The following is a 12,003-nucleotide window of genomic DNA, read 5'->3' as shown; positions in this document are numbered from 1 at the left end:
GTTATTATCTTCAAACTCCCTATCCTTACCTTCAATTCAAGTGAGCCACAAACCAGTGATAGATTGAATTCAATCATAACAGACCGAAAGAAGTAATATAAGCTCTAAAAAATATAAACAAAGGATTACCCTTCTCCAAAAAAACAGGATCTTTCAAAAGAAAATACCAAATATTCCGTTTAATTCTTAAATTTGGCTAATGCGAAAGAATCTTTATCTCATCATTATATTATTTTCTCTTACAAGCTGCTATACTTATCAGGTAAAAAAACCTGCAGCCCCTGTTACCGACAATAAGCAAGAATCTAAAAAGAGTTCGGCTCCTGCTAATAATGCTTTAATGCAAACGAAAAGTGCAATAGCTGAACCTCAAGCCCAAAGCATGCCCTCGCAACAACAGCCAGCTGCGCCGGCCAGTATTCAGGAGAAACTTGCTCCTAATAAAAATGTTAGAATTGATGTTGATGGCAAAAGCTATAAAGTAATTGTTGACCGATGGGAAAGCGACAGTCTGGTGGCCCACCCGGTTCATAACGCTAAAAAAACACTGAAATTCCATAAGAATCAGATCAATGCTGATAAAATTGCAGAAAAACGCTTTTCACAGCCTATAGCTGATATTATTACCGTTACTGCTTATGCCGGAATTGCTGCTGCAATCTGGTATCTTGTGCGCTAATTTTAGTTAACTTTTCCACTAATCACGGAGATTATTTTATGTTTTAATATTTCATGGCTATCATAATTTAAAAAGTATTGGAACTCCGTCATTACTGATAAAGGAATTAGTATGGCTACGTAATCGCTTAGAAAGAATCAATGAAATTGGTTCCTTCCTATTTTCTTATGCTATTACAATGATGTTATAAATCTTTGCTTTATATTTTCACTCACTGAACATGAATACTATTAATTCTTTTTAGCCATCTCTGATAGATAGGAAACCAGACACGGTCTCCGTTTGAGCCATTACAGAGAACTACAATACTGCTCTTGGTGGGCAAATGCATAAAAAGGGCAGCACTCCAGCCCTCATTCTCTCCGGTATGTCCTAATGTTTCAAATCCCTCATAATTCATAAACCGATACCCCAGACCACTCTTTCCCTGATCAGAAAATGGTACAACAGGCTTCTCCATCATCTGTACAGTTGCCGGTCTCAAAACTTTATGCAGCTGGTTTTGTTTGTAACTTAATGACAGTTCTGCGAAACGGGCCAGGTCCAAAACTGTTGTTTGTAATCCCGCTGCTGCCTGTTCTGTAAATATTCTATTCTTTATAGGCTTACCCGAAGCATCATAAGCTGTGGCAGAGTTTTTCATCATATCTTCTGTCCATTCATAGGTAGTATGGTCCAATCCCAGAGGTTTGAAAACATTCTTTTTCATATAGTCTGCAAACTTCTCCTTAGTTCTTTCTTCGAGCATTAACTGTGCGAGGGTGTAACCACCCCCTGAATACTCCCACTTGGTTCCTGGCTCACTTATTAAACGTACACTTTCTCCATTTCTTTTTGTCTTTCCGAAAAGGGATTCTTCTAAACTCAACAGTTTTGTTCCTTGTTCGGAACCGCCGTAACCATGTACCGAAAGACCAGCTGTATGGCTGAGAATGCGTCTAAGGGTAACTTTTGATATATCATATTGGGAAACAGGCAATTTCCAACGGGTCAGATATTGGTCAACAGGATTATCCAGTTTTACAAGCCCTTTTTCTGTCAATTGCATAAATCCCCACGCAGAAACCATTTTTGAAATGGAACCCACGTTAAAGATTGTTTCTGTTGTTACTGGTTTCTGGTTTTCCTTATCAGCAAATCCTATGCTTTGAGTCCAAACTATTTTCCCATTTTGAATAACAGCTATTGCTACCCCAGGAACATTGTTACTTCTGGTTGCTTCTAAGCCAATTCGCTGAATTTCTGTATAGAGTGAATCTTCTTTCACCTTTTCAGTCCCAACAATAGACTTTGTTCCTGAACAGGAAATCAGAAATAAGACAAAAGAAAAACTGACGATGTATTTTATGATATTATTTCTCATTTTATTTAATAGGACCTTTTAATAGGGACAACTTCAGGAATAATTGTCTGAAATTTGCTTCTCTTCCTATGGAAACTCCATTTTCAGATTAAAAAGCCAATATTTTTTCAATACAAATTCTGACTATTCCTTCCTATTTGTTAGTGTACTAAAAATACAAAGAATATTGTCAATAATAAAAACTTTACACTTTTAGTACTTTTCCTGCTTTCTCAGTGAGCTACAGCCTCTACTTTCCATAATGATATACCGCGTTAGCGCACGATTTTATCCTGTAACAGCAAGAGGCCAGAATATTGTGGAAAAGCGTTAGTGAAAAATAAGCAATATCCTTGATCCTTGTCAAGGTTTAAAACCTTGACAAGGATATCCAACAAATCCTCTTCACGCAAAGGCAACAGTATTTTATTTACTCAAAGCTTATCTGTTTGTTTCGGAAAAAATGTCTTTCGCTGCTACTGCACGATTGCATCGTGTGGTTTCTGCATTACAAGTCAAACATTCTGAAAACAACAATATCATCTAAAAGTCCTTTTTCGTCAGAATAATCTACAGCACTGCTGTATCCATAATCTTCCGCGCGAAAAACTAGACCTGCTTCCACAGGATTTTGATGTATATAGTTAATCTTCTGGTTAATCACCCTATTACTCCACAACTCAATAGGCTTATTATCATGTCTCCAAAATTGATATTGAGTTACATTTGAAGTTTTTGAAGCTTCTTTAAGGAAGAAATCTAATAAAAACTCTTTTCTGCTTTCTGTAGGATTTTCCTTAATTGCTGTCACAATTGCTCTGCTTGTAAATCTATCACCAATCAGAGTTTCTGGTTTCTGTCCATTTATATTTCTGAAAATTAAGTGTACATGGCTTGACATGATGCACCATGAATGTATTTCCATTCCTAATCTTTTGCCAAAATCTTAAACTGTCTAAAAGAATTTCCTTGTATTCATTTCTAATAAAAACATCCAGCCAGCCTACGACAGCAAAACTTATGAAATATAATCCTTCAGGATTGTGAAATTTGTAATTACGACTCATCAATTATGTTTTTATAAAGATAAAAACTTTGTGAGAAAATGGTTGAGATAAAACCACACGATGCAATCGTGCGGCAGCGAGAGGGATATAAGCCTACATTAAATAGATATAAAATTATTTCTCAAATTATCAGAATTATTATATAAATTAAAACATAATTACATAAATTCGATTTCAAAACTATAAATCATAAAAATTATACATGAAAAATTTTTTTGCCTCGAAATGGGCTCTAATAATTACATTTCTAATATTCTTATCTATAGGTTATTTTATAACGGTTTTATCAAATTGGATGCTTTTTCAATATTATAAATATATAAACCATCCAACAACTTTTGATGTCTCTACAACAGGTCAAATTGGAGATACTATTGGAGGTACTACAGGGCCTTTTATAGCATTAATTGCAGGATTTCTAACATTTATTGCCTTTTGGGCACAATTAAGAGCGAACAATCAGGTACAAGAACAGTTTAAAATACAGCAATTCGAATCTCAGTACTTCGAAATGATAAAATTACATAAAGAGAATATTAGTGAAATGAAAATAACAGGTTATAGTTATTTAACGTCAACCACTCGAGACACTTGTGACAATCTAAATGAAACCATAACGAAGACACAAATTGAGCGTATTGTTGATGGAAGAAAAACTTTTGTCTCAATGGTTAAAGAGCTTAATGCATGTTTATCTTTTTGTAAAATTATTGGAAGTACTTTACAAGTGCCTGAAGATAAAGTCTTACAAATTGGATATAAATTGTTCTTTTTTGGTTCATTTTCAAAATTAGTGAAAGAAGATAAATATGAAATATTTATACAAAAATGTAAAGACCAATTAAAAGAAATACGCAGAGAACATAAGGAAAGCTTTGGTGAAAAAAATGAGTTTACTACAGGGCCTGATAAATCCAATAAAATTGAACTGCATATTAAGTACGCTCCATTTACAGGTCATGAATCAAGACTGGCTCATTATTACAGACATTTATTTAGTACCGTAAAATTTGTAGTTAAAAAAGAAAAAGAAGGATTATTTAATTATAAGCAATCAAGAGAATATCTTAAAATTCTTCGGGCACAAATGTCAAATGATGAACAACTTCTATTATACCACAATTACATTTCTGGTATAGGGGAGGATTGGGAAAAAAAGGAAAACCTATTTTTATCCAAATATCGTATGTTGCATAATTTACCAATTGATAGAGTAAGACATATCCAAAATCCTAGATTACATTTTGCAAAAGAAATAATAAATATAAAGTTACAATCTGTTAAAAATGATCCTATGTTCGAATGGGGAGATAGTTAGTCAAAAAATAAAACATAAGTCAGCTCCCTCTAAAATCCCATGCTCTCCAAAGTCGGGAGACTTTGCCAACGGAGATTTTTTTTTAAATAGTCAATAATTTATAAGTTTCATAAAATAAAAGTTTATGAGCATACCAAGAAATCATCATTATATTTCACAAGTCCATATAAAGAAATTTTTCAATAGACAAAATGAAATATATCTATACAATAAGTCTTCAAGATTATTTCAAACAAAAAAATCTTCTAAAAGAATTTTTAGCGAGAAAGACTTAAATACAAAATATGAGAATGGAGTAAATGACTATACAACTATCGAACAGCAACTTAATCAATATTATGAAAATGATTTTGAATCCTATTATGGTCATATATTAAGATTAATTACTGATAAAAAAGTAAATACTGAAGTACAAAAAGCAATTATATATTTTGCTAGATATGGAGCAATTGCAAATTTTAGAAACCCTACTTATAAAATAAACTTAGAAAACATTTTCTTTAATGCATTGAGCCCAGTAATGAATAATGCAGTAGATGGTTTAAAGAATAGCTTTTATGATTATTTTAATAAGAGAGGAGATTCTAAATATCTTGGTGGAGATGACTATTTACTACTTGGTAATGAAATTATTTCAAAAATGGGATTAATTTATTTTATAATAGAAGTGCCAGAAGATAAAGATGATTATTTTATTTTGCCAGATTTTGGAGCAGCAACTCATCGAAAAAAAATTAATACATATTTTAACCCAGACATAGAAGAAATTGCATACATAAGTTTACCATTAAGTAGTAATATATATATCCACTTTTATTCTGAAAAACATCCTGAAGGTATTAATACATCTGGAATTAAAAAATTAAATTCAGAACAAATGTATTATATCAACAAACACAACTTATTACTTGCAAATGACACTGTAGCCTGCGAGAATAAACAATATTTAGAAGATCTCACTGTTCGAATATATTCAAATAAAGATTTGTAAAATATATTTACAGACCCGCTCTCCGAAGTCTCCCGACTTCGGAGATTCTATTTCAATCCAACAAAAACAATACTCCAAAACCTACTTTCAAGACCAGAACTCCTCAATTCCTAAGACTTTCTACAAACGTCTAATTTAAAGTCATTTAAATAAATCAATCGTAGTTTTACTACAATTTTTCAGATTTAACGAAAATTTACATTTCATACTATTTTTTTTATCTAACTTCGGTGACATAAGACCGCTAAAAAAATGCACTAAATATTATGAAAAACACCTCAAATTCTGAGAAAGTTTCAGAAAACCACATTTCGGGGATCAACCGGGTGGTAAAGCTGGAAATTGTGGTTGAGGGCAAGACTATCAATCACTTTAAACACTTTCGTTTGCAGCAGAGTGCAAGAAAGCACCATGATTTTGAACTGGTATTGGCTCATGACTCTTTAGGGGAGGTACAAAACCACAACCTTCAGCAGGCCCAAAAGTTTTTAGGAAAAAGAATCACCATTGTTTTTAGATATAAAGATTACGAAAATGAAACCCCTGAAAGAACATTTGTGGGCATCATTACCAAAGTAGCCTTCAGTCAGGAAAAAATGAGTCTGGGAAATATTATCCTAAAAGGAATGAGCCCTACGATTCTGATGGATGCAGCTCCTCATACCCAAAGCTTCGGCGGCAACCAGTCTGTGAATACCAATATTATTGCAGACCGGATTATCAAAGAGACTTTAGGAACAAGTAAATTTGACTTTAGGGTAGATACCCAGAACAAAAGCTATATCAGTTACAGCGCACAATATAACGAAACGCATTACAATTACCTGACAAGGATTGCAGAAGCCTATGGCGAGCAGTTTTATTATGATGGTGAAGTTCTTCATTTCGGAAAGCTTCCTCCTTCTGAGAAACCTATCCTACTGGTATATGGTAGTAACGTTATTGATGTAAACGTTGAGTTGAGAGCAGTTCATACCAAACCTGAATACTTCGGTTATAACAGCAGCAGACATACCAAAATGGTAGGTGCTGATGACAGAATAAACCATTTGGGAGAATTATCTTCCAAAGCGTATGAGCTGAATGATACTATTTTTACCACCCGTTCATTAACTCCGACTCCTATCAACCCCAACGTATTCCTTGATGTGGATGATTCCCAGAAAAGTGCACGAGGAAGTAAGGCGGTAGAGGTTTTTACCGTTTCGGGAAAGACCACTGTGCCGTTCCTTTATATTGGTTGTGTAGCGGATTTGGCGATGAGAAAGACCGACAGCAATGAAACTTCCCATTTTACAACACTGATGGTTACAGAGGTAAGCCATGAAGTGGATGCAAGAGGATATTATAAAGGAAGCTTTGAAGCCATTGCTGAAGGAACCGGTTTTATGCCAAAATCTGATTTTGAAATGCCGAAAGCAGAACCACAGGTAGCCACTGTGATCTCCAATGTAGATCCATTGAATCAGGGAAGAATACAGGTAAGGTTTGACTGGCAGCTAAATGATACCACTCATTTTATCAGAATGATGAGCCCGGATGCAGGAGGAACCGATGCAATTACCCAAAACAGAGGGTTTGTAGCCGTTCCTGAAATTGGCGATCAGGTCATGGTAGGATTTGAATACCATAACCCCGATTTTCCATTTGCTATGGGAGGAATGTTTCATGGGCAGGTAGGTTTGGGCGGAGGCCTTGACAATCACCTGAAATCTATACAGACCAGAAGCGGTATTAAGGTATTAATGAATGATGCTGATAGAAGTGTTACCATTAAAGATCCAAGTGGAAACACTTATTTTATGGATGGCCAGGGCAATATCAATGTTACCGCACCGAAGAATATGACTTTCACGGCAGGAGAAGATATGCATATTTCTGTGGGAAGGAATATGACCACCAAAATTGGACAGGACAGCACTCTCAACATAGGAAATGATCATACCGAATCTATAACAAAAAGATATACTCAGACCTCTGAAAATAAAACTGTTACCGTAAAACAGGATCAGACAGAAAGTACTGGCAGTAAATTTAAAAGCATTTCCGGAGAAGCTGATATACAGACTTCAAAAGGTGATTTAAAACTGAGAGGAACTTCACTGGCTGTATTCCAGGGCGGAAAAGACGTTAAAGTAAGTAAGGGTTAAATCTATATGAGGAATGAAGGTCAATTTTCATTGGCACCCTCAAAAACATGATGACAACCTCAACCATTGAATCCAATCCAAAATAGTAACACATGGAAGATCAGAAAACTTCAGCACACGATCAAAAGCTTTCTGAAAAAAGAGCAGAACAACAGAAAAAATCCAGCGAACCTTCTCCTACCGAAAAAAGAGAAATGGTAATGAACGGAGCTACGCTGAAGTGTCCTTATGCTCAGGGGCCGGGAGAGCTGAAAGTGACCTCCAACGATATCAACCTTCAGGATCAGCCATTTGCGACAGTAGGTGATGGAAACAATATGGTTAACCTTCAGTTTAAAGGAACCTGCGGACATCCCAAATGGCCGGCAAGAAAAATGTCTCCCCCACCCTGTATGAGCGTTATCAAATTAACGCCATGGCAAAATCCGGGAACCACTAATATACAGGAACAGACCGTTTTGGTAAAAGAGTCTTATATTAATTGTGATCCTGAATTTAATTCTGCTTCTCCATCTCCAATTCCGAAAGCGGAAAGTATAAAAAGTGAAATTCAGAATAGTAATGCACCTAAAATCCTTGATGCTTATTTCGTAAAATGGACTACTGAGAAAGGAGCTGCTGTTGAAAAAGAAGAAGAAGTATTCAACAAAAAACTGGGCAAGAAAGTTACAGTTAAAAAGAAAGTGGATACCAATAAAATAACTGCAGAAAAAATATCTGAACGGGGATTGAGTTACCAGGTTGCTTTAGTCGTTGAGACTGAAGGACTCACAGGAAAGAAAATAAAAGTTAAGGTTAAAAGTGGTAAGAATAAAGTCTTATCAGACGTCAATACTGAGGTAGGTTTAATTGACTTAAAAGAGATAGAAAAAATTACAGATGCTTCAAAATATGCAGGCATAAAAGCAAAAACTGAATTTGAAGTAGAGGTTGATAATCTGGCCAATGACTCCACGATAGAAAATGCAAGTCAGTTTAAAAACAAAGCAGTGGTTAAGCTGATGCTCAATCAGCGTGCTGATGATTTGTCATTTAATTTAGCCAAACTCATTGCTGCAAGTCCTGATAAAGAAGCATCAGTCTATATTGAAGTAACTTCTGATGAACCCAAAGTTGAATATCTGGGGAAACAAGGAAGCGGCAGTTTAAAAAACACTTTTTTAAATGAAGGCGGTCAGTATTTTAAAATCAAATACTTTGAACAGCCGTGGATTGTGAAAGCCCGTGAAGAGCAGGAGCTTGGCATATCTGAAGCCACCCACTGTTCCAAGATCGTGGATGAATATCACGCCATCAACCGACAAAATAAACCCAAAGCCTGTGCTGATACGGGTAACAGTTCCTGGTGCGCCTCTTTTGTAGGCTGGTGTCTGAACAAGAGCGGATATTCTGCCCAATTAGATCCGGGAGCTTATTCATACGGTGAAGAAAAGACCAGATACAGACAAGGGTTTAAGAAAAATCCAACCGATAAAAAAGGATTGGAAAAAGAAGAATTTGATGATCCGGTATGGGGAAAACTGATCGCAGGGAATAAACCTTTGCTGGGTTCAATATGTGTTTTATCCAATAAACATCACGTAAGTATGGCTGTTGGAAAGAGCAGTGACGGCAAAACCATATATTATCTCGGAGGAAATCAGGGAAACAAAGTTTGTGTAGGATCTTATTCAGACAGAACCTCATCCATGTATCCTACAGAATATACTCAAAAGACTGAAGATGATGAATTACCTATTTATTATACAAAAAATGAAAAGCTTAGTTACTAGTCTGATATTATTTTTCTTCATTCCTGTGTTCGGGCAAAAGTCTGTGCATGACAGTTTGAAAGTATATTATCAGGATTCATTGATGGTCAGTAAAAATTTTAAAGACGGAACGGTGTCCAATAAACTGACCGTAAAAGTCATAAACCCCTGTAATGCTGAAAAAAACAGGTTTGACGGTGCGGTAACCCTCATCAATGCAACGGTTCAAAATAAACATTATACAGATAATGTAACTTACAATTATCCGTATGCACAATCCGGTTTAATCAATTTAAAAACAGGAAATATCTCCAATTTTACAATAGATAAACATCAGGCTGTCTTAATCCCTTTTACCTATTGCGGAAATATGGATAATGACACACAGGTCTCATACATTACGTTTTATAAGCATAAAAAGTATCTGCATCATATCAAATACTATTGCGGAGAAGACAATATCTGCAAAATCAAAGATGATCTGAATGTCACCTTAAAAGATTTGCCTTCCCAATTAAAGTCGAAAGTGATCAAAGACCTGAAAACAAAGTATAAAAACTCAAAGGATTTTTACTAATCAGCTCAAAATGTAATGATATGAGTGACGAACAAGAAAAAGACAGTTATACAGCAAATCCCCGTCAAATAGCTTATGATAAGCAAAGCCAGAAAGATCATGAGGTACATGTGGTGAAAATATATTTTGCTAAGAAGGTTCCTAAAATGACCTGGGTACCCAAAGAAGAAACGTATCCTGTAAAAAGCGGCGGGCTGGTATCTGATGTCAAAAAGAAGTATGAACAAAAAGGAAGAAGAAACATACAGGCTGATAAAGAAGATTCGGTAAAATTAAAAGCCAAAGAATCGGTAAAAATTACCTGGGAAGAAGAAGTACAGGAAACGAAGGATGGCCAACCTGTTTTTAATTTCGAAAAACTTGATAAAAGCGTTATTAAAAAGAAAGTCTGGGTGGTCGCAGAATGCCAGGGATTCAGTGGAAAGCTCTCTGTGGAAATCCATGAAAATAAATTAACCAATCCGGAAAACGTATATGATAATCCTGTAAAATTTTTGGATGGTGATACGGAAAAAACCACGATTGAATTCCCAATCAACGGAAAGCTGGAGTATTCTACAGAAATAACGCTGCGTCCTAAAAGTGATCAGGATGTAAAGAAATTGGTAGAAAAATTTGCAAAAAGAGCGGATGTAAATGCTTTTTTATATTTTAAAGCTGAAGTAAAAGATACCCAGGATAAGATTATATTTCCTGATGAAACCCATGAGTTTTTAAATAAAGATGGCGAAAGGTTTGAAATTGCCGGAACGCCTTGCTACTGTAACAGAGATATCACGGTGGATGAAATGATCGATTTAATTTACCATTTAAGAGATGAGCAGAATTACAAGTCGAAAAGAGATGCATTTTTTAATGGCGGCAAAGAAAAAATAACGGCTATTGGTATTACCAGCGGAAAGATCTCTGAAAACAGGGATAAGATAAAGCTGTTTACCGATGAAATGAATGCAATGTTTAAGAAATTCAGCATTAAAACCTGCAGAAGAAAAATTCATTTTCTGGGACAGATGTATTTAGAAACCATCAGTTTCACCTATACTTATGAAAGCCGGGACTCTGTTCCTGCCAATTATAAAGGCGGTGTTCCTTTCCAGGGAAGAGGAATGAAACAGATAACCCATGACTATAATTATCTGGCCTATTATGATTATGTGAATGGTACTAAACATTATGACACTTATATAAAGTTCAGATCCGGCTATGAGGGTGTTGGCGAATGCGTAACAAACAGACCAAAAGCACGGGAAAAAGGTCTGGATGAAGCTTTTTATGAAGATTTAAAGACTTATGCCAAAAACATTTCTGAAAATTTATTCCATGCCTTTAATTCTGCCGGCTGGTTTTCCACCATTCATAAAACCGATACTATTACTGCGATGGATAATGGATTGGCGGACTCAGATGTTGAGAAAGTAACACAAGCTATTAATGGAGGTCAAACCAATATAGCGGAAAGAAAAAATTACACCAAGTGGACTAAAGAATTTTTTAAATACGATACAGAATGCGTAAACAAATAATATACCTGTTTTTCCTCCTTTTTTATTCGCTGAACAGCTGCCAGAGTATTTCAGGAAGCAATGACAATATTGCGGTTTTGCAGAACAGGAAAAAAGTAGGATTTATAAATCAGACAAGTGATATAAAGTGTGACAGCTGTTATGCTTTGAGAACGGTGAAAATAGATGGCAGGGAGTTTTCCTTCAGAGTACCTGTTTCTTTAAATAATATTGATAGCAAGAACATCTTTCAGGAAGATTATGAGCTTATATTGGATCAGTCTGCCAAAGACCTATCAATCAAATACAATAGTCTCAATACTTCTGATTCGCACGTTTTTAAGATTAAAAAAATTAAAAATAATGTTGTTATTACCGGGGTAAGCAAAGTGAGTTCCGCTGTTAATCATCATAAAATAGCCAAAGATGACTATGTGGATTATCCTGCTACTTCAATATGTGAAAAAGATACCCATCATGTATTGCTGCAAAGCCAGGAAATTAATCTGAATTCTTATTTTATAAACTCAGATAAGAATTGCTTTCTGTGTCCTTCGAAATACAGTGTACAGGAGTGTTTAGAAAAGAAGAAAACAAATACCAAGTTCAATTGGCAATAGCAAGAG

Annotated in this window: 10 protein-coding genes; 8 read left to right on the top strand and 2 right to left on the bottom strand. The window is 35.3% G+C overall.

What is annotated here, in order from left to right:
* The first annotated feature begins 199 nt into the window (after positions 1-199).
* The gene (locus DRF65_RS10585) at positions 200-679 is read left to right on the top strand and encodes a hypothetical protein (protein WP_115970723.1); all 480 of its coding nucleotides are present in this window, start codon (positions 200-202) and stop codon (positions 677-679) included.
* 211 nt (positions 680-890) lie between these two features.
* On the opposite strand, the gene DRF65_RS10580 is transcribed toward DRF65_RS10585, so the two are convergent.
* Positions 891-2,042, bottom strand: a complete 1,152-nt coding sequence (locus DRF65_RS10580; protein WP_115970722.1) for a serine hydrolase domain-containing protein — start codon at positions 2,040-2,042, stop codon at positions 891-893.
* 487 nt (positions 2,043-2,529) lie between these two features.
* On the bottom strand, positions 2,530-2,946 hold the full coding sequence (locus DRF65_RS10575) for a transposase (protein WP_317126184.1): 417 nt from the start codon (positions 2,944-2,946) through the stop codon (positions 2,530-2,532).
* Between the two features lie 344 nt (positions 2,947-3,290).
* On the opposite strand from DRF65_RS10575, the gene DRF65_RS10570 reads away from it, so the two are divergent.
* The 7 genes from DRF65_RS10570 to DRF65_RS10540 all read left to right on the top strand — a co-directional run bounded on the left by DRF65_RS10570 (position 3,291) and on the right by DRF65_RS10540 (position 11,997).
* Positions 3,291-4,406: a putative phage abortive infection protein gene (locus tag DRF65_RS10570; RefSeq protein ID WP_115970721.1), complete on the top strand. Its 1,116-nt coding sequence runs from the start codon at positions 3,291-3,293 to the stop codon at positions 4,404-4,406.
* A gap of 124 nt (positions 4,407-4,530) precedes the next feature.
* Positions 4,531-5,397, top strand: a complete 867-nt coding sequence (locus tag DRF65_RS10565; RefSeq protein WP_115970720.1) for a DUF4238 domain-containing protein — start codon at positions 4,531-4,533, stop codon at positions 5,395-5,397.
* Between the two features lie 266 nt (positions 5,398-5,663).
* Complete coding sequence (locus tag DRF65_RS10560) at positions 5,664-7,547, top strand: type VI secretion system Vgr family protein (RefSeq protein WP_115970719.1); 1,884 nt, start codon at positions 5,664-5,666, stop codon at positions 7,545-7,547.
* A 92-nt stretch (positions 7,548-7,639) separates the two neighbouring features.
* The gene (locus DRF65_RS10555) at positions 7,640-9,319 is read left to right on the top strand and encodes a PAAR-like protein (RefSeq protein ID WP_115970718.1); all 1,680 of its coding nucleotides are present in this window, start codon (positions 7,640-7,642) and stop codon (positions 9,317-9,319) included.
* Positions 9,300-9,875, top strand: coding sequence for a hypothetical protein (locus DRF65_RS10550; RefSeq protein ID WP_115970717.1), 576 nt, complete (start codon positions 9,300-9,302; stop codon positions 9,873-9,875). Before DRF65_RS10555 ends, DRF65_RS10550 begins: the two co-directional genes overlap by 20 nt.
* A gap of 20 nt (positions 9,876-9,895) precedes the next feature.
* Entirely contained in the window at positions 9,896-11,398 is a 1,503-nt protein-coding gene (locus tag DRF65_RS10545; RefSeq protein WP_115970716.1) for a hypothetical protein, read from the top strand.
* A complete protein-coding gene (locus tag DRF65_RS10540) occupies positions 11,383-11,997 on the top strand; it encodes a hypothetical protein (RefSeq protein WP_115970715.1) in 615 nt (204 codons plus the stop codon). Before DRF65_RS10545 ends, DRF65_RS10540 begins: the two co-directional genes overlap by 16 nt.
* Positions 11,998-12,003 lie beyond the last annotated feature (6 nt).

This window comes from Chryseobacterium pennae, from assembly GCF_003385515.1.
Taxonomy (GTDB): Bacteria; Bacteroidota; Bacteroidia; order Flavobacteriales; family Weeksellaceae; genus Chryseobacterium; species Chryseobacterium pennae.
The sequence above is the reverse complement of the archived record's forward strand: the minus strand, read 5'-3'. Positions and strand labels throughout refer to the sequence as shown.

Excerpts from the sequence above, each read along its gene's own strand:
- DRF65_RS10585 (WP_115970723.1), top strand. The coding sequence starts at position 200 with ATGCGAAAGAATCTTTATCTCATCATTATATTATTTTCTCTTACAAGC.
- DRF65_RS10580 (WP_115970722.1), bottom strand. The coding sequence starts at position 2,042 with ATGAGAAATAATATCATAAAATACATCGTCAGTTTTTCTTTTGTCTTA.
- DRF65_RS10575 (WP_317126184.1), bottom strand. The coding sequence starts at position 2,946 with ATGGAAATACATTCATGGTGCATCATGTCAAGCCATGTACACTTAATT.
- DRF65_RS10570 (WP_115970721.1), top strand. The coding sequence starts at position 3,291 with ATGAAAAATTTTTTTGCCTCGAAATGGGCTCTAATAATTACATTTCTA.
- DRF65_RS10565 (WP_115970720.1), top strand. The coding sequence starts at position 4,531 with ATGAGCATACCAAGAAATCATCATTATATTTCACAAGTCCATATAAAG.
- DRF65_RS10560 (WP_115970719.1), top strand. The coding sequence starts at position 5,664 with ATGAAAAACACCTCAAATTCTGAGAAAGTTTCAGAAAACCACATTTCG.
- DRF65_RS10555 (WP_115970718.1), top strand. The coding sequence starts at position 7,640 with ATGGAAGATCAGAAAACTTCAGCACACGATCAAAAGCTTTCTGAAAAA.
- DRF65_RS10550 (WP_115970717.1), top strand. The coding sequence starts at position 9,300 with ATGAAAAGCTTAGTTACTAGTCTGATATTATTTTTCTTCATTCCTGTG.
- DRF65_RS10545 (WP_115970716.1), top strand. The coding sequence starts at position 9,896 with ATGAGTGACGAACAAGAAAAAGACAGTTATACAGCAAATCCCCGTCAA.
- DRF65_RS10540 (WP_115970715.1), top strand. The coding sequence starts at position 11,383 with ATGCGTAAACAAATAATATACCTGTTTTTCCTCCTTTTTTATTCGCTG.